We start from the raw sequence: 26,230 nt of genomic DNA, 5'->3' as shown, positions 1-26,230 counted from the left end.
GGTTTTCATTAGTTGATCACAGAAAAGCTGTTGATGATGCCGTTCGGGTTTTCCCATACTTTTTTGAAGGTCTTATTTTCAAGGCTATAGGAATAAATCGTCCGCACCTTAGCTTCACGCCCTGTTTCGTCCTTCAGCTTTTTAGCCCCCTTGGCTTCGGCAAGAAAATAAATGTTCTTTCCATCCTTAGAGAACTGAGGCTGTGCGTCAATTAACAGCTTAAATGATTTTTGATTTGAGATGATGCTTTCATACTTTTTCGTATCCGCATTGAGCATCTGAATAGAAGCGGTTTGCTCCGTTCCTTTCTGCGTATATGATGTAAATAAAATACGTTTATCATCATCAGAAACAGCAATATCGCTGATAAATTGCTTCAGGCTTTTCAGCTCATTAAATTTATTTTGGCGGCCTTCCGCAAAATGAATCGTTGTCGGTTCTGGGTCGATGCCCTTTTCGTTTGCTTCATCTGTTTTCTTGTAGTCTTCTTCTACAGAATAATGAAGCAATGCAAATGAATCGTTTTTTTGGTTATAAAAGAAGCTGCTGACGGTGTCATCCTGGTCATTTGCGGCAGGGTAAAGATTTTTGCACTTTTTCGTTTTTAGATCAAAAGCGGCGATCCGAAAATTGCTTTCGTCAACTTTTCCTAAGCGGAAATAGATGGTTGAACGGTCCTTTGATAAAAACAAACTGTCCGCACTCTCCGCGCCTTTATAAAGCACCGTCTTTTTATTAGACTTTAGATCCAGTTTAAAAAGCCTCATTTCATTCTGTTCATTATTGCCCGTATAATAGAGCACCTGCTGTTTTTGATCCAAGGCAAATGCCGGATAGCTAGTCAGCTTCTCCTCATGGATCACCTTGTCATTTTCATAATACTTTGTCAGCAGATCCGTATCTGTAATTGAAACCAGCAGCTCATCACCGCTTTCGGTATTGACTGAAACATCAGCAGCCTTCTCATGGCCTTTATCCTTTGTAACATAAAACGCAACCCCCGCGGCAGCTGCCGCTATTATCACTGCTAACAATAATATGATTCTTTTTTTCATCTTTTATCTCCACCAATAGAAAAAGCAAGAATGTGACTTCTTGCTTTCCAGATTATATATGTACATTAATAGCTGTAATGCCCCGCTACTTTACCTTTGCTTAATGGATATCCAAGCGCTTTAAACGCTTTAGGGCTAACATCCAGCACTGCATTAGGCATTCTGCCAACATCATTTTTATAAACCGTAATCACCTTTTTAGGCTTCGCTTTTGCATAAGCTCTGATTTTTGTCCCGTTTCTAGGGACATCAAATCCGATTTTGGTCGCACAATCCCAATGTCCAAGTTTCTTACCTGAAGAGCCTTTTTTCCCGACTCCATTATACCAAGTAATATTTCCGTTCACATGTTTCGCACTGGCATCTGATGAAAAACTAAAAGCTCCCAAAGTACTTCCTACTAAGATAAAAGCGGCTAAAATGACTTTCTTCAACATTTCGTCCCCCTGTTTGTTAACATCTAGGAAGATTATACACGATCAACCAGCTATTTTTTATTTCAATATCCTTACAGTAATGTTACAAAGTCAAAAAAGTTACCTCTGTTAAATTAAACCATGGAAGATTATCCTATTATAATAGCAGTATTAGCGTTATAATTATTGATAGAGTAGTTGTCGCATTCAATATGAACGAACCATTACCGTATTGTTCAAACCAAATTCATAGCTATGTAAACGATTGATACTCACATATAAAGAAAAAAGAGTGTGCGAGACCCTTTTTTCTTCAAAGTTTCTTTTTTCAAAAAAACGTAGATTATATTATATAAAAATTTCATTTCTTTTTTGGTTTTAAAAATGGCGATTTTGTGAACAGTTCATATTGACCGGTGCGGAATTACTCACATCAAAAGTTATAGGAGTGGTAATCCATGAAGGCAGCAAGATGGCATAACCAAAAGGATATCCGTATTGAACATATCGAAGAGCCAAAAACGGAGCCGGGAAAAGTAAAGATCAAAGTCAAATGGTGCGGCATCTGCGGAAGTGATTTACACGAATATCTGGGCGGCCCGATCTTTATTCCGGTTGACAAACCGCACCCATTAACAAATGAAACGGCACCTGTCACAATGGGGCATGAATTCTCCGGTGAAGTTGTCGAAGTCGGAGAAGGCGTTGAAAATTATAAAGTTGGAGACCGTGTCGTAGTCGAGCCGATTTTTGCTACACACGGCCACCAAGGCGCCTACAACCTTGATGAACAAATGGGATTCCTCGGCTTAGCCGGCGGAGGCGGCGGTTTCTCTGAATACGTCTCTGTAGATGAAGAGCTTTTGTTCAAACTTCCTGATGAATTATCATATGAACAAGGCGCGCTCGTTGAACCTTCTGCAGTTGCTCTATACGCTGTCCGCTCAAGCAAACTCAAAGCAGGCGACAAAGCGGCTGTATTCGGCTGCGGCCCGATCGGACTTCTTGTGATTGAAGCGCTGAAGGCTGCCGGTGCAACTGATATTTACGCAGTTGAGCTTTCACCTGAACGCCAGCAAAAGGCTGAGGAGCTTGGCGCGATCATCGTTGATCCGTCTAAAACAGACGATGTAGTCGCTGAGATTGCAGAACGAACAGGAGGCGGTGTTGACGTAGCATTCGAAGTCACTGGTGTCCCAGTGGTGTTACGACAAGCCATCCAGTCCACTACAATTGCCGGTGAAACCGTCATCGTCAGCATTTGGGAAAAAGGTGCTGAAATCCATCCGAACGATATCGTAATCAAAGAACGTACAGTAAAAGGAATTATCGGATACCGCGACATCTTCCCGGCTGTATTGTCATTAATGAAAGAAGGCTATTTCTCAGCCGACAAACTCGTAACGAAAAAAATCGTGCTAGATGATTTGATCGAGGAAGGCTTCGGGGCTCTTATTAAAGAGAAAAGCCAAGTCAAAATCCTTGTCAGACCTAACTAATTTGAAACCAAAAAGAATCCGCACTAGGGTGCGGATTCTTTTTTTAATTATCCAATCACTTCAGCCCCAGAATCCTTCTTTGCCCCGCCGTGATCATAAGCGCGGAAGTTTTCCTCCAGCTGTTCAAGCGAAAGTCCTTTCGTTTCCGGCAAAAACCTCTTCACAAACAGGACAGAGCAAATTCCTAATCCAACGAAGATAAAGAACGTTGTGGACAGACCGATAGCTGCCAGCAATATCGGAAACGTGAAACTGACTGCAAAATTCACCATCCACAGACAGAATACCGTAACACCCATTCCCAGTCCGCGAAGGCGAAGCGGGAAAATTTCAGATAACATCAGCCAAGTCACTGGTGAAATGGCCCCCTGCTGAAAAGCAAGAAATGTGACCGTTAATGACAGGACTACATACGGAAGTGCCGGTGATCCTTCAAGTACAAGTGAGAATATCCCGATTAGCAATAACGCTGTTGTCGTACCGATCAAGCCTGTCATCAGCATCGGCCGGCGCCCCACTCTTCCCAGCAGCCAGATTCCGACGAATGTTGCCAATACCGAAATCACACCATTCGCAATATTTCCGATTAAAGCGGCTTCCGTTTGGAAACCAGAATTTCTTAGAATTTCAGTCCCATAATACATAATCGAATTCACACCTGTAATTTGCTGTACAATCGCAATCCCTAATCCAATAAACACAATACGGCGCACCCATGGGACCGAAAGATCTTTAAACGTCGCTTTTTCAAGCTGATCTTCTTTTTTGAAAGCGAATTCAATTTCTTGCAGCTCAGCTGCTGCCCGTTTTTCATCCCTGATTTTTTTCAATACACGTAAAGCATCTTCTTTTCTTCCTTTAGAAACAAGCCAGCGGGGACTCTCGGGCATTCTGATCATGCCGAAAAACAGGAACAAGGCTGGAAGTGACGCAATGACCAGCATAAATCTCCACACATGGGAGTTGTCTCCCATTGTTGTGCCAAGGATCGCATTAAAAACAAAGGCCAAAAGCTGTCCTGATACAATCATCAATTCGTTCTGCGTCACCATCCGTCCCCTGCTTTCCATAGGAGACATCTCTGCTAAATAGGCAGGCACCGTTACGGATGCACCCCCAACCGCAATACCGAGCACAAAACGGGAAATAATCATGACCGTAACATTCGGTGCAAACGTACACCCGATCGTTGAAATAAAAAATATAACAGCGAGGAACAAAATATTTTTGCGGCGGCCGTTAAAATCAGACATCCTGCCGCCAAACACAGCACCTAGCGCGGCTCCAAAAAGAAGTGAACTGGTGACAAGGCCCTCTGTGAAGGCATTAAGATTAAGCTGATCCGGCTCTCCCATATACGGCAAAGCTCCATTGAGCACACCGGTATCATAGCCAAAAAGAAGCCCGCCGAAAGTCGAGACTAAAATAATTGTACGTAAAAATGACATTTGATTGCCTTGTTTATTCATACTGTGTTTCCCCCAGTCTTTTTCAAAATGCATATGTCAAAAACTTATTCCAGGGCCGCTGCCTTCCTCACATTTCGTAAGCAGGCTTCAGAAAATAGTTGTTCATGTTTTTATCCAATAACCTCATAACCTTCCCTTCTTCTTAGCATGTCAGTCCCAATGGAAGCGATTTCATTTCTCACTAAAAGAGCAATGGTCATTTCTTTGTGCATAACCTTGTTCATTTGGCATTTAATAGTCACTTGATAGTTCAATTGTAGTGATGTTATAGTGACATTCTTGTTATATCTGATATTATCATAATTATAAAAACGCTTTCAGTCAATATAAATTTCTGAAAATTTTTTACTCTATAAAAGGAAAATCACCAATTCAAGGGGAAAATGAACGTTTTTCTTCATGAAAATATGTGAATCAAGTCAAAAATCCTGTGATTTTCTGTTCATACCGATAAATGAGTAAGTGTTGGGTAACTTAACCCATTTTTCTCTGTAAAATCAAACATTCGTTCAATTGTTTCAGATTCAGGATAAAAGGAAATAGAGAAGAAAATAAAAAAAGGCTGACTTAAGGGAGGCAACCAAAATGAATGAGGGTTATATCATTGCAGGCCTTTTATTATTGACAGCGGGGATGATTGATTTTTTATGGACCACGTTATGGTTAGAGAGCGGTGCAGGCCCGATCACAAGATGCCTGTCTGCCTGGCTGTGGAAGGGCTGCCGCAAAATCAGCGGTGACCACGCAAAGGTTCTAAGTATGGCTGGTCCTCTGCTGTTATGCCTGACGTTAGTGATATGGATCAGTCTATTTTGGGGCGGGTGGGTTTTGATTTACTCGAGTGACCCTCACTCACTTATGGAAACTCAATCAAAAGAACCGGCTTCCTGGTCAGACCGAATTTATTTTTCCGGCTATGTCATGTTTACATTAGGAAATGGCGACCTCGCTCCGAACGGAGGCCTATGGAAGCTTGTCACGATTATTGAAACAGCTCAAGGACTGCTTACCATCACGTTTTCTGTCACGTATTTGATTTCCGTCTTGAGTGCGGTTAATCAAAAACGCTCCTTTGCCCAAAGTGTATTAAGTCTAGGGCATGACGGAACAGAAATCGTCCATAATGCATGGAATGGCAAAGATTTTCACGACATTGATTTTCTTCTTGTCGCTGCCTCATCAGAACTGGGAAAGCTGACCGCTCAGCATAACGCCTTCCCCATCCTTCATTTTTACCACAGCACGCAGCATCAGGAATCATCCATTATAGCTGTTGCTGTATTGGATGAGGCTCTAACCATTTTCAAATACGGAATTCCTGAACAATATCAGCCTAATCAGCTTCATATCAAAGAAGCGCGTTCAAGTATCAAAAACTATCTGGATACCGTTCATACTGCCTATATCCATCCTGCAGAACAAGCGCCGCCGGAACCAGACATCTCAAAGCTTCAACAATCAGGCATACCGGCTTTATCAAAGCAAACATTTCAAATTGCCGTCAATTCAATAAAGGAACGTCGTCAATTGCTGCTGGGAATTATCCAAGCGGGTGCTCGAAAATGGCCTGTACGAGAGTAGACAATAAAAAAAGATGCCCCCAAAAGTCCAAAGACTTTCAAGAAACATCTTCAATGATTTACAAAGAAACTTCAATCTCATCCAAGCTCGGCAGTGCATCAATCGCTCCAATTTTAGTGCACACAAGAGCTCCGACCTTATTGGCAAACGACACAATCTCACGCAGTTTCACAAAATCAGCATCTACAGATTGAATCTGATCCGTATTTGCCAATTGATATAAAGCCGCACCGACAAAAGCATCTCCCGCCCCTGTTGAGTCAATTGATGTCACAGGAATGCTTGGAATGATTTCACGGTCTTTTCCATTGGAAAGAAGCGTTCCGCTTTTCCCAAGTGTCACAGCGACAATGTTGGCTCCGATCTCATGAAGGATCGCAACTCCCTTTTCATGATCCTTCACACCGCTTATAATCTCAAGCTCCTCGTCACTGACTTTCACAAAATCACTTACAGCGATCGCTTTTTTCGCAACACTTACAAACTCTGAGACTCTTCCCCTCCATAAATCTTCACGGTAGTTAGGGTCAAACGAAATAAACTGTCCATTGTCTTTCGCAATCGACATCAGCCGTAAATAGGCTGAGCAAAACGGATCCGATAACAGTGCCGTCGCAGAGCCGAAATGAAGAATTTTCGCTTCGTTTAGTTTTTCCTGGTCAATATCCTCCAGCGTAAACAAAGCGTCCGCGCCTCTATTAAAAACAAAGTCACGCTCTCCATTTTGTTTTAATGAAACAAAAGCAAGCGTTGTAGGCGCTTTCTCATCCATCACCAGCATAGAGGTATCGACATGTACAGCGTCCAATGTTTGCTTCAGAAAATACCCAAACGGATCCTTTCCTACTTTTCCGCTGAAAGCGGCGTCTCCGCCCAGCTTGGCAATTGCTGCCGACACATTCGCCGGTGCCCCGCCGGCACTTTTCAGGAATTGGCGCCCTTCCATTAAATCAACGTCAACATCGGTACAAAAGAAATCAATCAACAATTCCCCAATACAAACTACAGAATGACTACGCATATTATCACACTCATTTATAAAGTCTAGATTACAGTCTCAGTATATTACTTTCTGCCATAAATACAACATTGAATATTAAAAATTTTACATATATTTATCTCGCAGACCTTTGCTCCAGCTCAGAGATGATGTGCTTATATCTTTTTTCAGTTAAAGGATAGAAGGCGATAAGAATAATAGAAAGCAAAATGAAAAATCCCGGAATCAAAGCATTCATATTTTTAATCGCATTCAATGACGCAACTGTCTGGTCTGTATTCGCCACATACCCGGCGATTCCTAAGTAAATGGCCGAAAATGACCCGGCTAACGCAACACCCAGCTTATTAATAAAGCTCATGCTCGAAATCACAACACCATCCGCGCGAACTCCGGTTTTCCATTCCGCATAATCGACGCAATCAGCCACCATTCCCCAAGCAAGCGTATTTAAAGGCGTTGTGAAAAATCCCGAAACGAAAAGCCAAATGAAAATGAGTGTAATGGAAGAATACGGCGTAAAATGCAGGCCGGCATAAGAAATAAGCGATAGAGCTGCCGTGATGATCATGACTTGTTTTCTGCCCCACTTCTCAGAAAAGAAAGGAATAAACAAATTGCTGATCAGCGCTGCTCCGAAAAATAAAACGGTGCCCATAAATACGAACTCTTTATGGTTGACGTTATACGTAAAATAATACACCATCGTGCTGAGCTTAATATTAAACCCGATCGCAAAAGCCAAAAATGATGAAATTAACATAAGCAAGGGTTTGTTTCGGAATAAAACGGATAACGTCTTTTTGATCCCTTGTTTTTTTCTCTTTTTAGGCTGAATTCGCTCCCGTACAGTAAAGAAACTAAATAGATTCAAAACGATGCTGACAGCCGCATAGATGAGCGCCGTCATCTGAAATCCAAACGCCTGATCCTCTCCTCCGATAGCAGTTGCAAGCGGTGTCGCACAGGAAATGGATAAAAGAATGCCGATATACACCAAAATCATCCGGGTTGTGGTCAGAACCGTTCGTTCCTCCACCGAATTCGTCATCCGCCCCGTTAAGCTGTTCACCGGGATCGTTTGCATACTAAAGGACATCCCAAGCAGAATATAAGTGACATACGCATATACCATATTTCCGGTCTCACCAAAATGAGGCGTCGTGAAACATAAGAATGTGAATAGCGCAAAAGGAAATGCCACCCACAGCAAATATGGTCTTGCTTTTCCCCACCTTGTATTCGTTTTATCTAAAATCAATCCCATGATCGGGTCAAAAATAGCATCCAGCACACGCACAACAAGAAACAAAGTTGCGATCACCGCAGGCTGAATGCCGCCGACGTCTGTATAATAAAATAATAAGTATGCGTTTACAAACTGAAAGATAATATTATACGACATATCGCCGAATCCATAACCGATTCGTTCAAACCAGGACAGTCCGGTACTGGATTTTGACTGATGCTTCACTTTCATTGCCGTTACTTTTTCTGTTTCAATCATCATTTCCCACCCCAAGAATCCGTTTTCATTTCCAGTAAACAAGAGGGAGAATACGAAGATCCTCCCTGTTCACTCAGCGATTTGGATACACCATCACTTTTAAACATTCATTCTTAAATTGAAGCGCCCGCTCCATCGCATCTTGCGTCTGCTCCAGCGAATATTGGTCCGTTACTAGATGCTTCGTGTCCACAATGCCGGAAGCAAGAAATTCGATTCCCTTTGGATACGTATTGGCATAACGGAAGATCCCGTAAATATCAATCTCATTATCCGCAATAAACGGTACGTTGAGCGGAATCTCGTTCTGTGAAGGCAAACCGACAATCGCCAATTTTCCGCCCCGGCGCACAGAAGCCAGTGCGGATTGCAATGCCGCTGGATTCCCTGCTGTTTCCCAAGCAACATCAACGCCTCTATCATTCGTGATCGTTTTAATCTCTTCAAGTGCATCCTGTTCACGTATATTAATAATATGAGTCGCTCCCATTTTTTTCGCAGCTTCTAACCGCAGCGGCTCTAAGTCGGTGACAATGATTGTGCCTGCCCCAAATGCTTTAGCTGCGGCAACAGCCATTAACCCAACAGGGCCCATCCCCATAATCGCAATCGTTGATCCGGGCTGTAGCTTCGTTCTGGCCGCCGCATGGATGCCGACAGAAAACGGCTCGATCAAAGCAGCATCTTCATAAGAAAGTGAGTCTGGGATTAAAAAAACAAAGTCCTGACGCATTTTAATATATTGGACAAACGCGCCGTCTACCGGCGGTGTAGCCAAAAACTGTACATCCGGACAAAGGTTGTAGCGCCCTTCCTTGCATGCCTCACAGCGTCCGCATGTGACACCCGGCTCAACAGCGACGCGATCTCCCACCTTAAATCGATCGACAGACGACCCGACAGCGGCAATCTCACCCGCGCATTCATGGCCAAGAATAAATGGTTTTTCCACAACGTAGTTGCCGATTCGGCCATTCGTGTAGTAATGCAGATCCGATCCGCAAATTCCGACAGCCATCACCTTAATCAACACTTCATCATGGTTGATGTCAGGCACAGGCACTGTTTCAATTTTGATCTCTCTTGTGTTGTGCATAACAGCCGCTTTCATGTTTTGAGGTACTGTGTGAGTCATTTGGCAAATTCCTTTCTTCAGAAAATAAAATGTAAGTGCATACATTTTTGTTTTCTCTGTTACTGCCCCCATTTTATCTGCTTTTCAAGACGTTCAACAGCCTTTCCTGCTGTATAAAAGGACAGCGGCACTGTACTTTTATTTTTTCATATACAAAAAACGCTGGATTGATAAAATAGTACTAATAGGAGGTGCAGGCTTATGGCTGAACTTGAAAACCGAAAACAATTTGCACAACTGCTGGCACCTGGCGTCAAAACGCTAAAACTTCATCCTGATTATAAAGTCAGAAGGAAAAAGAACGAAAAAACAGGACAGTCTTATATAGATAAAATCGCGCTCCAGCTGGGGGTCTCCTCTAACACGATCAAAAGCTGGATCGGACAGATGGGGGCAAACTATATTCCCGGGAGAATCGACGACGGAAAACTGTTCGGAATGATCTGGATCATTCTCGAAAAGACCGACTTGGATATCGAGTGGTTGACCGGCCTGCTGGAAGCCACCACTATCCCAGTTATCAAACCCGCATTGCCTGTATGGGCAGCATCCTGTTTGAAAAAAGCGAAAATACTGCGAAAAGACGGATCATTCGGGGCTCCGAGTGAAGATGAAATTGAAAATGTAGTAAAACGGCTGTTTCATGATATCCCCGTTCTAAAAACGAATGCGTTTACAGAACAGCCTATCACGCATAATTTACCGTCACGCTGGTCCGGACACTTTATCGGGCGCAGCTTTGATATGGAAGCGATACGGCAATGGATGCTTTCACCGTCACCAGTCTGTTTAATCACCGGCTGGGCTGGTATGGGTAAAACCACAATCGCTCTTGAAGCCGCCTATTCCTGTGTCGACGATACTCCAGTTTGGCCGGCATTCAACAGCATCATTTGGGTCAGCGCTGATTGGAAGGGATTGAGCTTTAGCGATTTTTTAAATACGATCGCCTATCAGCTCGGACGCACAGAACAAATCGATAAATCAATCAATGAAAAACGATTCGTCGTCCGCAATGCGTTAGCCAATTACACAAGAGAAAAACCGATCCTGCTGATTGTTGACAGCATCGATACCGCAGAACGTAACATTCACGAATTTATCACAAGCCTTCCGCAAGGTGTGAAAGTCCTCCTCACAGCGCGGGAAAACGTAAAGCAGACCTATCGGGAAAGCTTCGGAGAAATGGCTGCCATCCAGCTGAGCGGCCTTGACCAAACAGATGCCTTAGATTTTTTTCAGCAAGAAGTGCACCGATGCTTACAAACATGCAACATTCAAAATAAACGGGAAAAGCTGGAGCAGCTGTTACATCTATCATCTGACCTGAAAAACGAATTCATTTCAGCGACTGCCGGAAACCCGAAAGCCATGGCACTCAGCATCGCCTATATGTCAGACGATGACATCCCCGCTCAGCAGCTGATTCATGAGCTTGGAAAAGCAGGCTACTCACTGCTGGAATTGTTTGAATTTCTCTTTGGCCGCACCTGGGATAGATGCAACGAAGATACACGAAAGCTATGGCAGACACTTTGCTTTTTCAGCAAGCCGCCTGATGAAAATAGCCTGGCGGCAGCAGCCGGATTAGATGCCCGCCGTTTTCATTACGCTATGGAACAAATGCGGTCATATGCGCTGATTCAGCCGGAACGAAGCCAAGGCAGGACACAATACTTAGCGCACCAAACCGTTGTCGCTTACGGAGAACAGCACTTGTCCGAACAGCACGAATATGAAAAAGAAGCCCGCAATCGCTGGGCGCACTATTATGTTAATTATGCCGAAACCCATTTAAAGCGGGAACAGCCCAACTCTATCTATTGGAGCTACCTGCTGGGACGGAACTTAGACCAAATGAAACAAGAATGGCCAAACATCTTAAAGGTCATCCAATGGGCAAGTGAAACCGATCAAAAAGAAATCCTAATCGAACTCATCACCCGCATCAGCCATTTTCTAAGCAGAATCAACCTGCCCCTGCGAATCGAATACGGACGCAAAGCGGCCGACGCCGCCCATCACTTAGGCCAACACACACGAGAAGCGTACTTCCGAATCGACACAGCAGGCTGGGCTCTGATGGAAGTCAATGATTTAGACAGGGCCTTACAGCAAATTGAAGCCGGGCTGAGGATTCTGGAACAATCAGACGCTCACGATGCCTATGATCTAAAGGTTTGGGGACACGCACTCAAAGCAAGGCTTTTTTTAAAAGACGGGCAACAGGAAATAGCAAAGACCATTTTAAACGAAATCGAAAATCAACCGATTTCCCCTACCATTCAACACAGAGTTCTATTGGTTCGCGGTGACTTAAGCTTTGCGAGAGGTCATCATGAAGAAGCCATTCAACTATACGAAGCGGCAAATGAAATCAGCTCCACGTACGGCGGCGAAAAAACGATAGAAGCCTATTTCAATCTGGGTGTCGCTTACGTGAAATGTGGTCAATTTGAGAAAGCGGAAGAAGCCTTTGTACAAATGCTCTATGATAAACATAACGCCAATCAAGTTGAACTGATCTACTATCACTACGGAATGGCGCAGCTGTTGTATCGTAAAGGAGAGAAAACGAAAGCGATGGAATCTAATCAGAGAGCGATTCGTTTGATTGATTCGTGGGAGCCTGCGATTGGGATTCGGGGTGAGGTGGAAGAACTGGCAATGGTGATTAAAGAAAACGACTAGTACGCATAGTAGTTCTGACAGCAATCTCACTCAATAAATAGGAAAGGCCAACTGAAGTTGCAGTTGGCCTTTCGTTTCTTATTAAGGTCTACAAATGTACTGAACCAGGTTTTCCCTTATTTATCCTTTCTCTTATAAAGGAAAGCGTATCATTTGCCAGTTTTTTGCGACAAAAAACAATACCGGAATGACCACAATCGTAGACATATCTTGTGGGTTTCCCCCAACTTTCCCATAAATAATCTGCATCTTTTAAGTCAATATACTGATCATGTTTAGCAGAAATCAGCAGAATGTTATCTTTATTAACTTTCGGCAAGGCTTGACTAGGATCTGTGATATTCCAATATTTTATTAACTCTTCATAGGTCACACCATTTTGTTCTAATTCTTCTCTTATGAATTTACCTGGGATCGTGTTCCATATTGAATAAGAAAGGCGATTGGCATAAAAGATTGATACCACTACATCAATTTGAGATTCTAGGGTAGCAATTAGATTAGTGATCCATCCCCCTAAACTTACTCCCACTATGATAACAGGGCCTTTTTTATTTGCTTTTATCCAGTGAATTAATGCCCGTAAATCTACAATGGCCTGTCTTGTCGACTCAATTGTACGATCAATATTTGCACTAATCATCAACTCGCCACTATACAGTGAATTTTCCGGTTCTCTTTCAAAATGGTATGGAAGAGAATAATAATACATATTCCAGCCTAAATCATTCATTATACGATTATGAAATATCTTTTTGATTCTATCGAACGAATCCATGCGCCAGCCGTGTACAAAGATGACATTGGGCGGATCTATGTCATTTTCATTTAAAAGAACCTCCCATTTTAAAGTATCATTAACAGGATTCCCAGTTTGAATTAAGGATTCATAACGAAATGTTCCAATCCTATAATTTTTTTTAGATTCATTCAAATCAATTGAAACATCAGCTATATTCGCACTGTAAAATTCCTCTCTATCATCGATATCGGCTGCAATAGCAGCAGAAAAATGTTTATCTTTGCTTCTTTTTCTGTGTAAATCATATAAAGCCAAGCGATCTATCATTTTTGAGAAATGCACTATTAAGTCCTCCTTGGTAATCATAAAAAACTAATATTAGAGTTAATAATTGGATTGTCGGTCTCCATAGAGTCGGGATGGATATTATCAAGATGTTGGTGGAAGAACCTAACTACATCGACAGTGAATTTTTGAGAATCAGATTATTCTGCCATTCTATATATTTAACATGCATCGTCTTAGTAGCTAAAAAGCAGCACAAATAGACATTTTAAAAGGATTTCTCTTTGACAGTGTTTTCCTTTTGGAAACGTCTAAGAGTGTTGGTGACACTATTTATTTAGATAACTGGGGCTTTTTTATCTTATGAGAGGATACCATCTCCTGTCTGCAATAGGGAGAGAAGTAACAGAGGATTTGCACGAATAATTTTTAAACCCTTTTTATAATCATAACAGAAGTGCAGTTTACTGAAATTACAGTAAGCCGTTTGTCAAAGAAGACGTAAACAGGAATCTGAGCCGGTGGAATTTTGTATTTTGGTCAATTGAATAATTCATATCGGGATTATCAAAACTATTGAAAATCGATATAGAACAGTGCTGAAAAAATCAAACTACGAAAGACAGAAAAAAAGAAGCTTCTCACAAGTTCAATGAACTCATGAGAAGCCTCGAAATTTACAAATGGCATCAAAAGGGCATCAAAAATGACGTCCGTTGCCGACAAACCCTTGTAAATTAAGGGGTTTTTGTCGGTATTACATCATGCCGCCCATACCGCCCATGCCGCCCATATCAGGCATTCCGCCGCCAGCGTTTTCTTCTGGCTTGTCAGCGACAACGGCTTCAGTTGTTAAGAACATTGCAGCTACAGACGCAGCGTTTTGAAGAGCTGAGCGTGTAACTTTCGTTGGGTCAACGATACCTTTTTCGATCATGTTTACCCATTCGCCAGTTGCAGCGTTGAAGCCTACGCCGATTTCTTCGTTTTTGAGGCGCTCAACGATGACAGATCCTTCAAGACCAGCGTTGTGTGCGATTTGACGGATTGGCTCTTCAAGCGCGCGAAGCACGATGTTGATACCTGTTTGAGCATCGCCTTCAGCTTCAACTGCAGCGACTTTGTTATATACGTTTACAAGCGCTGTACCACCACCGGATACGATGCCTTCTTCAACAGCTGCGCGAGTTGAGTTCAAGGCGTCTTCGATGCGAAGTTTACGCTCTTTCAGCTCAGTTTCAGTCGCAGCGCCGACTTTGATGACAGCTACGCCGCCAGCAAGTTTCGCAAGACGCTCTTGTAATTTTTCTCTGTCGAATTCAGAAGTTGTTTCTTCCACTTGAGCGCGGATTTGAGTCACGCGGGCAGAAATTTTGTCTGTTTCGCCAGCGCCTTCAACGATTGTTGTGTTTTCTTTTGTAACGACAACTTTAGAAGCGCGTCCCAATTGAGCGATTTGAGTAGATTTCAGGTCAAGGCCAAGATCTTCTGTGATGACTTCTCCGCCAGTAAGGACAGCGATGTCTTCAAGCATTGCTTTACGGCGGTCACCGAAGCCAGGAGCTTTAACAGCAACTGCATTGAATGTACCGCGAAGTTTGTTCACAACAAGTGTTGCAAGTGCTTCGCCTTCAACATCCTCAGCGATCAGAAGCAATGGTTTGCCTTGCTGAACAACCTGCTCAAGCACAGGAAGGATTTCTTGAATGTTTGTGATTTTTTTGTCTGTGATTAAGATGTAAGGATTGTCAAGAACCGCTTCCATCTTATCAGAGTCAGTTACCATGTAAGGAGATGCATATCCGCGGTCGAATTGCATACCTTCAACAACTTCAAGCTCAGTTGTGAAGCCTTTAGACTCTTCGATTGTGATAACGCCGTCGTTTCCTACGCGCTCCATTGCTTCAGCGATAAGGCTTCCGACTTCCTCATCAGCAGCAGAGATCGCAGCAACCTGAGCGATAGACTCTTTGCCTTCGATCGGCTTAGAAATTTCTTTTAAGTTTTCGATCGCAACCGCTACAGCTTTTTCCATACCTTTACGCACGCCTACAGGGTTAGCGCCTGCTGTTACGTTTTTAAGGCCTTCACGGATCATAGCTTGCGCAAGAACTGTCGCAGTTGTTGTACCGTCACCGGCAACGTCGTTTGTTTTGCTGGCTACTTCAGCAACAAGCTTAGCACCCATGTTTTCAAACGCGTCTTCTAGCTCGATTTCTTTAGCGATTGTTACACCGTCATTTGTGATTAACGGAGAACCGAATTTTTTCTCTAGAACCACGTTGCGTCCTTTTGGTCCTAAAGTTACTTTAACAGCATCAGCAAGTGCATCGACACCGCGAAGCATTGCGCGGCGAGCTTCTTCACTAAACTTAATTTCTTTTGCCATGTTTACAAGACCTCCTCAAATGTTTTAAATATTGTTTATTTAAGAATTAGCCGATAACAGCTAAAATGTCGCTTTCACGTAAGATTAAGTATTCAGTACCTTCGTATTTCACTTCAGTACCTGCGTATTTTGAGAAGATAATGCGGTCGCCCTCTTTTACTTCTAAAGCAACGCGCTCTCCGCTTTCTAACACGCGACCTGAACCAGCTGCCACGATTTTGCCTTCTTGCGGTTTTTCTTTTGCAGAATCCGGCAACACAATTCCGCTGGCAGTTTTTTCTTCAGATTCTACGAGTTCAATGACAACGCGATCACCTAATGGCTTTAACAATGTAATAACCTCCTCAATAGTATGAATATGTAATTTTAGCACTCAGCACTAAAGAGTGCTAACACAATTCTTATAATAAAGAATCTCCCTTCCAATTTCAAGTGATAAGATAAAAAATTTTTCACGCTTACATCATTCTTTTCCGCTCCCTTTTCCGTTAGCTTTTTCACCCCCGTACCGATTATGTTACAATAGCTGTAGATGAACGAAACCCACTTAACAAAGGAGTACATACCATTTGAGAAAACAGTATTGGTTTATTATTTTGACATATATCATCATGCAGTTTTCCGCATTAATCGCGATTCCCTTGTTATTTAAATTCGGTTATGCCGGAGGACAGCCTACAAATGAAAATATGCTGCATGCACAAGGATTATGGTCCGTCATCAGCTTTATCGCCTGTCTCGTTATTGTTCTGCTCATTCTGAGAACCGTTCCGAAAGAAACGCTGCGAAACGGACAGAAGGACTCAATCGGACTTTCTATCCTTTGGGCGATAGCCGGTTTTTTCATTGCCCTTTTCTCTCAAGGAATAGCAGGCTCTATTGAATATTATGTTTTTGGCATTGGAAGAGAATCAGAAAATACACAAGCGATTCTGGATGTCATTCAGGCAGTCCCGCTCATGATTATCGTTTCTTCCATCGTCGGGCCTATATTAGAAGAAATCATCTTCAGAAAAATCATTTTCGGCGCGCTGTACGAAAAAACGAATTTCTTTTTCGCAGGACTGATCAGCTCGGTTATCTTCGGTATTGTTCACGCTGATTTGAAGCATCTTCTTCTATATACAGCAATGGGCTTTACCTTTGCCTTTTTATATGCGAGAACAAAACGGATATGGGTGCCGATTTTCGCCCATTTAATGATGAATACATTCGTCGTCATCATGCAGCTTGAGCCTGTTCGGAATTACCTTGAACAGCAGAGCACACAAATGCAATTGATTATTGGAGGATTATTTTTATGAGAAACCCGGTAGTTTGGGGAATGATCTACTTTGCCGTAGGGTGCATCTTTACTTATCTTGCCGCAAGCTCGCCAGGCAGCATGTGGTCATTTTACTCCATCCTGCTGATGGTGTTCGCCGCTTACAACATCAGCATTTCTTTTAAGATGTTTGCCTTTTCATTTAAAATCAAAAAGAACCAAAAATAAAGAAAATCCATTTCTGAATGAGAAATGGATTCAAATTAAATCCTAAAACGGCTTTCGTTTTAGGATTTTGTCATTTTCAGCGTGGTTGAAAACCCTTGAAGTCTAGGAAAGGCGAGCATTGGAGCGGAGCGAATGTTTTCATTCGTGAGCACCAACGCACAGACTTGACAACGAATGCGGGGGTTTGTCAACACGCTGAATCCATTTCTCTCATGAGAAATGGATTTTTTATTATTGCCCAGAAGACACGTCCCGATCGGCTGCACTGCTTTTCTGCGCTTTCCGATAAGCGGCCTTCGATATAAGGATACTGATTTCATATAAAATCAAAAGCGGGACTGTGACCATCATATGGGACAGAAGCTCAGGCGGTGTAATCAGGGCTGCGATCACCAGCAGCGTAAAATACGCATACTTTCTGATTTTCGCCAAGAACATCGGTGTCACAATACCGAGCCTGGTCAAAAACATGAGAATGACCGGCATTTGGAACAGCAGTCCAAACGGAATCGTCAGCTGCAGAAGAAAATGAAAATATTCATTAATTCCGATCACCTGATTGACATTCAAGTCCTGAGAAATCCGCTTCATAAAATCAACAACAAAAGGAAATAAAATATAATATGAAAAAGATAAGCCCGCTAAAAACAGCAAAATAGAGATCGGAATGTAGCTGAGCGTTACTTTGCGCTCTTTCTCATAGAGACCCGGGCTCACAAAAGCCCAAAGCTGATAAAGAATAACCGGCGAGGTCAGGACTATGCCGATGATAAAAGCAAACTGCATAAACACATAAAGCGGGTCTGTCAGGTTAAACGCGTTAAGCGTAAGCTGCTTCGCTTCATCTGTTTCTTGCAGATACACAATAATCGGCTTCGCTAAAAAAAATCCAGCAATAAAGAAAACGACAAACGCCAGCGCTACAATCAGCAACCGTTTTCGAAGCTCAGCAATATGCTCCAGCAGCGACATTTGATTCACTTTCATTCGTGTCATCCTAACTTACTGATCTTCTTTCTTTTTTTCCTCTTCATCACTCGTTAATCCTTTTGTAGCGTTTTTGAATTCACGAAGTGTGTCTCCCGCTGCTTTCCCCAATTCAGGCAGCTTTTTGGGACCGAAGATAATCAGAGCAACGATTGCGATAACAGCAAGGCTTCCAGGACCGATCGGCATATTTGGGCTCCTCCTTTCCCTCTATTCGATTTCCTCTAAAACTGAGTAATGCTTCAAAAAATAAACAAGTGACTGAAGCTCAACTGCTAAATCTATATGATGAATTCGAATGTGTTCCGGCACATTCAAACGGGCCGGCGTAAAATTAAGGATTCCCTTGATTCCTAATGCGACCAATCTGTCTGTAATGGATTGAGCGGCAACTGCAGGCACTGTAAGAATGGCAACTGATTCATCTTTTACGTGTTGTTCAAGGTCATCAAGGTTATAGACGGGCACGCCGCCTACCTCAGTTCCTATTTTACTCTCATTTATATCAAAAGCCATAGAAATTTTTGTGTTATTATTTTTTGTGAAATTATAGTGAAGAAATGCCGTTCCCAAGTTCCCGACACCAATCAAGATGACGTCTGTCATCTCATCCTGATCAAGCGTTTTTCGAAAAAAAGACAGCAAATAATCCACATTATATCCGTATCCTTTTTTGCCAAGAGCTCCAAAATAGGAAAAATCCCTCCGAATCGTGGCAGAATCAACCTTCACGGCATCACTGAGTTCAGCGGATGATACACGCTGTTTTCCTGACGCATGCAGATTCTTTAAAAAGCGATAGTAAAGCGGCAGCCGTTTCGCCGTCGCCTGCGGAATTTTTGATTGATCCTTATTCATTTTTGGTCCTCCAAATTATACTCGGATAGTTCTCTTTTAAAGTCACCGTTTTTCCCGCCTGTCTTCTCCAGCAAGAAAGTAGGGCCGATGACCATCCCCTTATCAAGGGCCTTGCACATATCGTAAACGGTAAGAGCGCACACCGATGCAGAAGTGAGCGCTTCCATTTCCACACCTGTACTCCCTTTCGTTTTGACCTGTGCTTTTATATGAAGTATAACTTCTGATTCTTTTATTTTCCAGTCAAATGATATATCTACCCCGCTCAGTGAAAGCGGATGGCACATCGGAATGATATTCGACGTTTGCTTTGCGGCCATAATGCCTGCCACCTGTGCGACAGCCAGTACATCTCCTTTGCCGATATCGTGACTCTGTATTTTCTCGTACACCTCATTCTTCATGTGTACGCTTGAAACAGCCGCCGCAGTACGGACAGTCGAAGATTTTTCGCTAATATCCACCATCTGGGCTCTGCCCTGTTCATTAAAATGAGAAAATCCATTCATATTAAAACGCTCCTTAAACAGATCATACACTATTTTCTTCTCTATGTCTTATATGGCCAATGTATTGTTTGCTGACTTCTGGTTCATAAGCTACACTTAACTTATTATAGCAGAGGTGAAATAATATGATGATCTTACAAGTTAATCAGCTGTCCAAATCATTTGGTGCTGATACTATTTTAAACAATATAAAGCTGGAAGTCAGAAATCGTGATCGCATCGCCATTGTAGGAAGAAATGGCGCCGGAAAATCCACGCTCCTTAAAATTATCGCAGGCCAGCTTTCGTATGAAAAGGGCGAAATTATTAAACCGAAAGATATTACAATGGGATATCTCGCCCAGCATACTGGCTTGGATTCTAAGCTTACCATAAAAGAAGAGCTGCTGACTGTTTTTGACCATTTAAAAGCAATGGAAAAGGAAATGCGGGCTATAGAAGAAAAAATGGCGGCAGCTGACCCAGGTGAATTAGAAAGCATCATGAAAACCTACGACCGCCTTCAGCAGGAATTCAAAGATAAGGGCGGCTATCAATATGAAGCGGATGTAAGATCTGTGCTGCATGGTCTCGGCTTCAGCCATTTTGACGATTCTACACAGGTTCAAAGCCTCAGCGGAGGCCAGAAAACAAGACTGGCTTTAGGCAAGCTTCTGTTAACACAGCCTGATTTGCTCATTCTTGATGAGCCGACAAACCATCTGGATATTGATACGCTTACCTGGCTTGAGCATTATTTGCAAGGCTATTCAGGCGCCATCCTCATCGTTTCGCATGACCGCTACTTTTTGGACAAAGTAGTAAACCAGGTATACGAGGTATCAAGAGCAGAAAGCAAAAAGTATCACGGCAACTACAGCGCTTATCTCGACCAAAAAGCCGCGCAGTATGAAAAAGATCTGAAAATGTATGAAAAGCAGCAGGACGAGATTGCAAAGCTGCAGGACTTCGTAGACCGAAATCTGGCGAGAGCCTCTACCACCAAAAGGGCACAAAGCCGCAGAAAGCAGCTTGAGCGAATGGAAGTCATGTCAAAACCGCTTGGCGATGAAAAATCGGCAAACTTTCATTTTGATATTACAAAACAGAGCGGAAATGAAGTCCTTCGTGTTCAGGATCTCACAATCAGCTATGAAAACCAGCCGCCGCTTTTAACAGAAGTGTCATTCATGCTCACAAGAGGAGAAAGCGCAGCGCTTGTCGGCCCTAACGGAATTGGTAAATCGACATTACTGAAAACATTGATAGACACCCTAAAACCAGATCAAGGAACGATCTCATACGGCTCAAATGTCAGTGTCGGCTATTATGATCAGGAACAGGCTGAGCTGACTTCCTCTAAACGTGTTCTTGATGAGCTGTGGGACGAGTACCCCGGGCTCCCAGAAAAAGAAATCAGAACGTGTCTCGGAAATTTCTTATTCTCCGGAGATGATGTGCTGAAACCAGTTCATTCACTGAGCGGAGGCGAAAAAGCAAGATTGGCTCTAGCTAAGCTGATGCTTCAAAAAGCCAACTTTCTCATCCTTGATGAACCGACGAACCATCTGGATTTAGACAGCAAAGAAGTTCTCGAAAACGCGCTGATTGATTATCCAGGCACACTGTTATTTGTCTCACATGACAGATATTTTATTAACAGAATCGCCACAAGAGTATTGGAGCTTTCTTCAAGCCATATAGAGGAGTATCTGGGAGATTACGATTATTATACAGAGAAAAAAACAGAGCAGCTTGAATTGGAGAAAATAAATCAGCAAGAGGAAACTGAAAAAACGCCAGCTACAGTGAAGTCTGACTCCAAACGTTCCTACGAGGAAGAAAAAGAATGGAAAAAGAAAGAGCGCCAACGACTCCGTCGGATTGAAGAAATTGAAACCACTGTTCAAACCATTGAAGAAAACATCAGCCGCAATGATGAATTGCTATGTGACCCTGAAGTCTATCAGGATCATGAAAAAGTACAAGCTATCCATGCAGACAATGAGAAGCTCAATCAGGAGCTGGAATCTCTTTTGTCCGAATGGGAAGAACTATCCACAGAAGAAGATTAAAAAAGTCAAGCACCTCTTTTTAGAGGTGCTTTTTATCCACAGAACATACCCTAAAAAGCAAAACAAAGTAAGCGCTTTATACACAATATCCACAAAATATTCTGAATTTATCCACTTTATTAACATCGACTTCAGCCCTTTATCCATCTATATCTCTATAATTACTCACAGACATGTGGATAAATTGTGAATTATCTGTTAATAACAAACATATAAAAAGTCTCACGCTATTATCTCGTGAGACTTTGATAAGAAGTCAATTCAAGGCCGGGCTGGCCATTCATATCATATGCACCGCGAATTCCTTTTTCAAAAGCAATCGTACCAGCAGCAGCAATCATCGCAGCATTATCCGTGCATAAAGCTAATGGAGGAATGACAAGCGTAATCCCTTCATGCTGGGCAAATTCCTTTTCTAATGCAGCTCTGAGGCCTCTGTTTGCAGCTACTCCTCCGGCTAAAAGGACCTGTTTGACATCATATTCCTTTGCCGCGCACGCCGTTTTGGTTACCAAGACATCGATCACACTATTTTGGAAACTGGCAGACAAATCTTCCGGAGCAATCTCTTGCCCTTTTTGGGATGCATTATGAAGCGTATTGATCACCGCAGACTTCAATCCGCTAAAGCTGAAGTTGTAAGAGCCTTCTTCAAGCCATGCGCGAGGAAGCGGAATATTGTCATTCCCTTTTTCAGCTAGCTTGTCAATTTGCGGTCCGCCCGGATACGGCAATCCCATCGTCCGCGCCACTTTGTCGTAGGCTTCTCCAGCCGCATCATCAAGGGTTTCCCCAATGACTTCAAATGATCCATGTTCCTTCATATAAACCAGTTCTGTATGGCCTCCTGAAACGACCAATGCCAGTGCCGGGAACACGATGTCTTCTACAAGACGGTTCGCGTATATATGACCGGCTATATGATGAACGCCTACTAACGGAATGTTATGTGCAAAGCTCAATGCTTTAGCGGCATTCACTCCGATAAGAAGCGCTCCCACCAGTCCCGGACCTTCTGTTACTGCAATCGCATCAATATCACTATACGTCATGCCAGCTTTGCGAAACGCCTCTTCTATAACCAAAGTGATTTGTTCAACATGATGTCTTGAAGCAATTTCCGGAACAACGCCTCCGAAGCGCTTATGGCTTTCAATTTGAGAGGCTACTACGTTTGAAATGATCTCTTTTCCGTTTTTCACAATAGCTGCAGCAGTCTCATCACAGCTTGTTTCAATTCCTAATACGTACATGTCTTTTTGCTCACTCATTTATCGTCACCCACATAATTAACGCATCTTCCCCGTTATCAGTATAATAATTCTTTCTTATTCCGCCGGGCTGCATCCCGAATTTCTTATATAAGCCTTGAGCAGGATGATTCGAAACCCTCACTTCAAGCGAAAGCCGCCTTGCGTCTTTTTCTTTGCAAAGTTCAACAGCTGAGCGAAAAAGCGTTTCTCCTAAAGACTGGCCGCGATACTCTGGTTTTATCGCTATATTTGTAATTTGGGCATCGTCCATCACAATCCAAATCCCGCAATACCCAGCAACATGGCCGTCCTTTTCAATCACGAGATAATGAGCATACGGATTTTCCAGCAGCTCATGATAAAACGAATCCTTCGTCCAAGGAGACGTAAAGGAGGATGCTTCGATTTCGTATACGTGATCTATATCTTCAAGCCGCATATTTCTGACCGCTGCTTTTGTTTTCATCCTATCACCCTACTTTTGACTTTCAATCCATTTCGCTTCAGCTTCTGCCAGCCGCAAGTAATCCGGTACAAGCCCATGAACATCAGCTTCTTCCTTTTCCTTCCCGAGAAAAGCCAATTCTGAAGGACGCGGGTTATGCTGGGCGGCAGTTCCAATGAACCCTTTTGTTCCAAGCACATCCTCGATCATCTGCTTGTGAAGAGAAGTATCATGGCCTAAAAACAAAACAGGGCGGTCCTTTTCTTTTAGCATCTCCAGCCAATCTGCCAGCATCATATTTTGATCTGGAACAACTTGCTCTAAAAGCCCATTTTTATATTGATACAGACCTGTGTACACCTGTCCCCGTCTAGCATCAAAGATTGGGCTGATCAGACCGTCAAAATGCCGGCCATTTGCTGCAAGCGTCTCAAGACTTGATACAGCACTTATTGGAATGTCTAAAGACCAGGCAAGTGTTTTGGCCAGCGTCACACCTATTCTTACTCCTGTGTATGAACCTGGGCCTTTTGCAACGACAATTTTAGAAAGGTCCTGCGGTGCCATATCACAATCATTCAGCAATGAATGAACAGCAGGCATCGCTCTTACAGAGTGGTTCTTTTTCAAATATGTAATGTATTCTGCTATAACAGTGTCTTCTCGAAGCAGCGCAATGCCCAATGTATAATTTGATGTATCAATTGCTAATATTGTCATGTCTACTTAACTCCTCACAAAGCATTTCATACCGATTCCCGACAGCAGTAAAGGTAATTTCCCGCTCATCATCACCAGCTCTTTTGATGACAATTTGCAGTCGCTCCTGCGGCAGCTGTTCTTCAATTAAATGAGCCCATTCAACGAGACAGACACCTTGTCCGTGAAAATATTCATCAAGTCCCAAGTCTTCACTTTCATCTTCCATTCTATACACATCCATATGATAAAGAGGAAGTAAGCCATCGTTATATTCTTTTATAATTGTAAAAGTCGGACTGTTTACAACACGTGTAATTCCCAGCCCTTCTGCAAAACCTTTCGTAAAAGTCGTTTTTCCTGCACCTAAATCGCCCTCTAATGTCAGGACGTCTCCCGGTTTAGCAAACGATGCCGTCAGCTTGGCAATTGCTTTTGTTTCTTCTGGATTTACAGTTCTCCATTTTAATTGCTTCACACAAGTCACCCATCTTATTTAAAATGATTATATCCCTTTTTCTCTAAGATCATTGATGTTTGATCTGTTTTTAGGATCACTTTAGATTTTGTTTTTTCCCTGACATGGCCAATCTTTGTAATGGGAAGTTGACGTGCTGCGCACTCCTGCTTCAACACTTCCCACTCCTCATTTGAAACCGTCCCTGTCAGCTCAAAATCCTCACCGCCAAACAAAGCCCAGTCTTTCCAGTTAGGATGAAGCTTGGGCAAATCAGAATGAATTGGAAGCATGCTTTCATCAATTTCAATTGAAACACAGCTGGCTTCTGCAATCTCGTTCAGTTCACTAGCCAATCCGTCACTAACATCATTTAAAGCTGCCCGTTTAAAACTCGAGCATAATCTGCCGACGCTTACTCTTGGCTCAGGCCGTTTATGCCTGCGGATAAAGTAATCCGTTTCCACAGATGGGTTTTGAGGATTAGTCTCTTCCAGCAATAAAGAAAGTCCTGCTGCAGAAGAACCGATTTCACCGGTTACAAACACAACATCATTCGGTTTTGCTAAGCTGCGCAAACAGGCCTGTCCCTTTTCAATTTCACCGATCACAGTGACTGTAACGACTAATTTGTCAGCGGTAGAAACTGTATCGCCGCCAATCAGATCCATATGATATAGTTTCGCCAGTTCATTCATTCCTTCATACATCGCCTTGATTTCAGATTCAGTCCATTTTGAAGGTACCGCAAGTGATACCAGATAAAACTTAGGAATGCCTCCCATCGCGGCAATATCACTTATATTAACGGCTAACGCCTTGTACCCGATATCTTCAGGTGAGGAATAGTGTAATTTGAAGTGCACGTCTTCTACCATAGTATCAACGCAAACAATTTCCTGAACGCCGTGTTTCGCAGTGTAGAGCGCTGCATCATCACCTATTCCTACATCAACGGAAGAATGGTGAATGGTCCGCGGAGTAATGCTATGTATCAAATCAAATTCATCCATGAACCAAAATCTCCTTTCAACCCTGCTTATGCCTATATGTGCTCTTCCTAGTTTATCGAATTTTGCTGAAATATCCAAGATGTTCCCGATATAAAGAAAGCTTGGCTATGACACCAAGCAGAAGATATAGTAAAAGAAAACACAAAAAAAACGAAAACATGATCGTTTCGTTTACATTAATGGCGGTCCGGACGGGACTCGAACCCGCGACCTCCTGCGTGACAGGCAGGCATTCTAACCAACTGAACTACCGGACCATATTTGTATAGGATTATTTTGGTTGCACCCTTAGGGCACTCCTTATTTAATCATATATTTGGTTGCGGGGGCAGGATTTGAACCTGCGACCTTCGGGTTATGAGCCCGACGAGCTACCGAACTGCTCCACCCCGCGATGATAAAAGTAATGCTTGGCGGCGTCCTACTCTCACAGGGGGAAACCCCCGACTACCATCGGCGCTGAAGAGCTTAACTTCCGTGTTCGGTATGGGAACGGGTGTGACCTCTTCGCTATCGCCACCAAACAAATTGAGAGTGTTCTCTCAAAACTAGATAACAGGTGTGACATCATTCAAAAATATGGTTAAGTCCTCGATCGATTAGTATCTGTCAGCTCCATGTGTCGCCACACTTCCACCTCAGACCTATCAACCTGATCATCTTTCAGGGATCTTACTTCCTTGCGGAATGGGAA

Annotated in this window: 24 protein-coding genes, 2 tRNA genes, 2 rRNA genes and 1 pseudogene (1 of these 29 only partly in view); 6 read left to right on the top strand and 23 right to left on the bottom strand. The window is 42.9% G+C overall.

The annotated features are described in order from the left end of the window. Positions 1-8 precede the first annotated feature (8 nt). Positions 9-1,055, bottom strand: a complete 1,047-nt coding sequence (locus tag NYE56_RS03035; RefSeq protein WP_341283441.1) for a hypothetical protein — start codon at positions 1,053-1,055, stop codon at positions 9-11. 65 nt (positions 1,056-1,120) lie between these two features. Then, positions 1,121-1,492, bottom strand: a complete 372-nt coding sequence (gene walM, locus NYE56_RS03030) for a cell wall metabolism protein WalM (RefSeq protein ID WP_003234013.1) — start codon at positions 1,490-1,492, stop codon at positions 1,121-1,123. 437 nt (positions 1,493-1,929) lie between these two features. Here walM and bdhA point away from each other — a divergent pair, with 437 nt between their 5' ends. Then, complete coding sequence (gene bdhA, locus NYE56_RS03025; protein WP_003234015.1) at positions 1,930-2,970, top strand: (R,R)-butanediol dehydrogenase; 1,041 nt, start codon at positions 1,930-1,932, stop codon at positions 2,968-2,970. 47 nt (positions 2,971-3,017) lie between these two features. On the opposite strand, the gene iolT is transcribed toward bdhA, so the two are convergent. Beyond that, positions 3,018-4,439 carry a myo-inositol transporter IolT gene (iolT, locus tag NYE56_RS03020; protein ID WP_085186965.1) on the bottom strand — a complete coding sequence of 474 codons (1,422 nt, stop codon included), beginning with the start codon at positions 4,437-4,439 and terminating at the stop codon, positions 3,018-3,020. 585 nt (positions 4,440-5,024) lie between these two features. Here iolT and NYE56_RS03015 point away from each other — a divergent pair. Continuing rightward, positions 5,025-6,020, top strand: a complete 996-nt coding sequence (locus NYE56_RS03015) for a potassium channel family protein (RefSeq protein WP_326210852.1) — start codon at positions 5,025-5,027, stop codon at positions 6,018-6,020. Positions 6,021-6,078: 58 nt separating this feature from the next. On the opposite strand, the gene NYE56_RS03010 is transcribed toward NYE56_RS03015, so the two are convergent. From NYE56_RS03010 to gutB, 3 genes are all read right to left on the bottom strand, one after another. Continuing rightward, a complete protein-coding gene (locus tag NYE56_RS03010) occupies positions 6,079-7,041 on the bottom strand; it encodes a carbohydrate kinase family protein (RefSeq protein WP_341283440.1) in 963 nt (320 codons plus the stop codon). 94 nt (positions 7,042-7,135) lie between these two features. Next, positions 7,136-8,527 (bottom strand): MFS transporter, encoded by a 1,392-nt coding sequence (locus NYE56_RS03005; protein WP_161986866.1) that lies wholly within the window; start codon positions 8,525-8,527, stop codon positions 7,136-7,138. 73 nt (positions 8,528-8,600) lie between these two features. Then, entirely contained in the window at positions 8,601-9,662 is a 1,062-nt protein-coding gene (gene gutB / locus NYE56_RS03000; RefSeq protein WP_341283439.1) for a sorbitol dehydrogenase, read from the bottom strand. 201 nt (positions 9,663-9,863) lie between these two features. On the opposite strand from gutB, the gene gutR reads away from it, so the two are divergent. Next, complete coding sequence (gene gutR, locus NYE56_RS02995; RefSeq protein ID WP_341283438.1) at positions 9,864-12,353, top strand: glucitol operon transcriptional regulator GutR; 2,490 nt, start codon at positions 9,864-9,866, stop codon at positions 12,351-12,353. Between the two features lie 88 nt (positions 12,354-12,441). Here gutR and NYE56_RS02990 read toward each other — a convergent pair whose 3' ends face one another. The 4 genes and pseudogenes from NYE56_RS02990 to groES all read right to left on the bottom strand — a co-directional run bounded on the left by NYE56_RS02990 (position 12,442) and on the right by groES (position 16,100). Next, positions 12,442-13,065: an alpha/beta hydrolase family protein gene (locus NYE56_RS02990; RefSeq protein ID WP_341284378.1), complete on the bottom strand. Its 624-nt coding sequence runs from the start codon at positions 13,063-13,065 to the stop codon at positions 12,442-12,444. Between the two features lie 210 nt (positions 13,066-13,275). Further along, positions 13,276-13,580 (bottom strand): annotated as a pseudogene (locus NYE56_RS02985) (abhydrolase domain-containing 18); the annotation flags it as partial. Positions 13,581-14,137: 557 nt separating this feature from the next. Then, a complete protein-coding gene (groL, locus tag NYE56_RS02980; RefSeq protein WP_015382926.1) occupies positions 14,138-15,769 on the bottom strand; it encodes a chaperonin GroEL in 1,632 nt (543 codons plus the stop codon). A 46-nt stretch (positions 15,770-15,815) separates the two neighbouring features. Then, on the bottom strand, positions 15,816-16,100 hold the full coding sequence (gene groES, locus NYE56_RS02975; RefSeq protein WP_003155970.1) for a co-chaperone GroES: 285 nt from the start codon (positions 16,098-16,100) through the stop codon (positions 15,816-15,818). 238 nt (positions 16,101-16,338) lie between these two features. Between groES and NYE56_RS02970 the strand changes: the two genes are divergently transcribed. Together NYE56_RS02970 and NYE56_RS02965 are read left to right on the top strand one after the other, a co-directional pair. Beyond that, a complete protein-coding gene (locus NYE56_RS02970) occupies positions 16,339-17,073 on the top strand; it encodes a CPBP family intramembrane glutamic endopeptidase (protein WP_268554254.1) in 735 nt (244 codons plus the stop codon). Continuing rightward, on the top strand, positions 17,070-17,261 hold the full coding sequence (locus NYE56_RS02965) for a YdiK family protein (protein WP_003225680.1): 192 nt from the start codon (positions 17,070-17,072) through the stop codon (positions 17,259-17,261). Before NYE56_RS02970 ends, NYE56_RS02965 begins: the two co-directional genes overlap by 4 nt. 231 nt (positions 17,262-17,492) lie before the next feature. Here NYE56_RS02965 and tatC read toward each other — a convergent pair whose 3' ends face one another. Genes tatC through moaC form a run of 4 tightly spaced genes read right to left on the bottom strand, consistent with a single transcriptional unit; the run spans position 17,493 to position 19,615 of the window. After that, positions 17,493-18,257 carry a twin-arginine translocase subunit TatC gene (gene tatC, locus NYE56_RS02960; protein ID WP_072174264.1) on the bottom strand — a complete coding sequence of 255 codons (765 nt, stop codon included), beginning with the start codon at positions 18,255-18,257 and terminating at the stop codon, positions 17,493-17,495. Positions 18,258-18,263: 6 nt separating this feature from the next. Continuing rightward, positions 18,264-18,437 carry a sec-independent protein translocase protein TatAY gene (gene tatAY / locus NYE56_RS02955; RefSeq protein WP_003234072.1) on the bottom strand — a complete coding sequence of 58 codons (174 nt, stop codon included), beginning with the start codon at positions 18,435-18,437 and terminating at the stop codon, positions 18,264-18,266. 21 nt (positions 18,438-18,458) lie between these two features. Beyond that, positions 18,459-19,106, bottom strand: coding sequence for a redox-sensing transcriptional repressor Rex (locus NYE56_RS02950; protein ID WP_003234073.1), 648 nt, complete (start codon positions 19,104-19,106; stop codon positions 18,459-18,461). Further along, complete coding sequence (gene moaC, locus NYE56_RS02945) at positions 19,103-19,615, bottom strand: cyclic pyranopterin monophosphate synthase MoaC (protein ID WP_044444884.1); 513 nt, start codon at positions 19,613-19,615, stop codon at positions 19,103-19,105. The genes NYE56_RS02950 and moaC overlap by 4 nt, the downstream gene beginning before the upstream one ends. Positions 19,616-19,740: 125 nt before the next feature. On the opposite strand from moaC, the gene NYE56_RS02940 reads away from it, so the two are divergent. Further along, on the top strand, positions 19,741-21,669 hold the full coding sequence (locus NYE56_RS02940) for an ABC-F family ATP-binding cassette domain-containing protein (RefSeq protein WP_128992467.1): 1,929 nt from the start codon (positions 19,741-19,743) through the stop codon (positions 21,667-21,669). Between the two features lie 230 nt (positions 21,670-21,899). Here the strand turns inward: NYE56_RS02940 and tsaD are convergent, their stop codons facing one another. The 9 genes from tsaD to NYE56_RS02895 all read right to left on the bottom strand — a co-directional run. Next, the gene (gene tsaD, locus NYE56_RS02935) at positions 21,900-22,940 is read right to left on the bottom strand and encodes a tRNA (adenosine(37)-N6)-threonylcarbamoyltransferase complex transferase subunit TsaD (RefSeq protein WP_341283437.1); all 1,041 of its coding nucleotides are present in this window, start codon (positions 22,938-22,940) and stop codon (positions 21,900-21,902) included. Next, positions 22,933-23,388 (bottom strand): ribosomal protein S18-alanine N-acetyltransferase, encoded by a 456-nt coding sequence (gene rimI / locus NYE56_RS02930; RefSeq protein WP_014476001.1) that lies wholly within the window; start codon positions 23,386-23,388, stop codon positions 22,933-22,935. Before rimI ends, tsaD begins: the two co-directional genes overlap by 8 nt. Positions 23,389-23,397: 9 nt before the next feature. After that, a complete protein-coding gene (gene tsaB, locus NYE56_RS02925; RefSeq protein ID WP_341283436.1) occupies positions 23,398-24,087 on the bottom strand; it encodes a tRNA (adenosine(37)-N6)-threonylcarbamoyltransferase complex dimerization subunit type 1 TsaB in 690 nt (229 codons plus the stop codon). Next, positions 24,068-24,544, bottom strand: a complete 477-nt coding sequence (tsaE, locus tag NYE56_RS02920; protein WP_021481343.1) for a tRNA (adenosine(37)-N6)-threonylcarbamoyltransferase complex ATPase subunit type 1 TsaE — start codon at positions 24,542-24,544, stop codon at positions 24,068-24,070. The genes tsaB and tsaE overlap by 20 nt, the downstream gene beginning before the upstream one ends. Before the next feature lie 14 nt (positions 24,545-24,558). Beyond that, positions 24,559-25,536: a thiamine-phosphate kinase gene (thiL, locus tag NYE56_RS02915; RefSeq protein ID WP_268556287.1), complete on the bottom strand. Its 978-nt coding sequence runs from the start codon at positions 25,534-25,536 to the stop codon at positions 24,559-24,561. Positions 25,537-25,716: 180 nt separating this feature from the next. Continuing rightward, positions 25,717-25,793, bottom strand: a tRNA-Asp gene (locus tag NYE56_RS02910). A 60-nt stretch (positions 25,794-25,853) separates the two neighbouring features. Next, a tRNA-Met gene (locus NYE56_RS02905) sits at positions 25,854-25,930 on the bottom strand. A 14-nt stretch (positions 25,931-25,944) separates the two neighbouring features. Continuing rightward, positions 25,945-26,060, bottom strand: a 5S ribosomal RNA gene (gene rrf / locus NYE56_RS02900). A gap of 55 nt (positions 26,061-26,115) precedes the next feature. Continuing rightward, positions 26,116-26,230: ribosomal RNA gene (locus tag NYE56_RS02895) — 23S ribosomal RNA — on the bottom strand; it runs 2,813 nt beyond the window's last position.

It is taken from the genome of Bacillus sp. FSL R5-0603 (genome assembly GCF_038050295.1).
GTDB classification, from domain to species: Bacteria; Bacillota; Bacilli; order Bacillales; family Bacillaceae; genus Bacillus; species Bacillus subtilis.
This window is presented reverse-complemented; position numbering and strand designations above follow the sequence as displayed.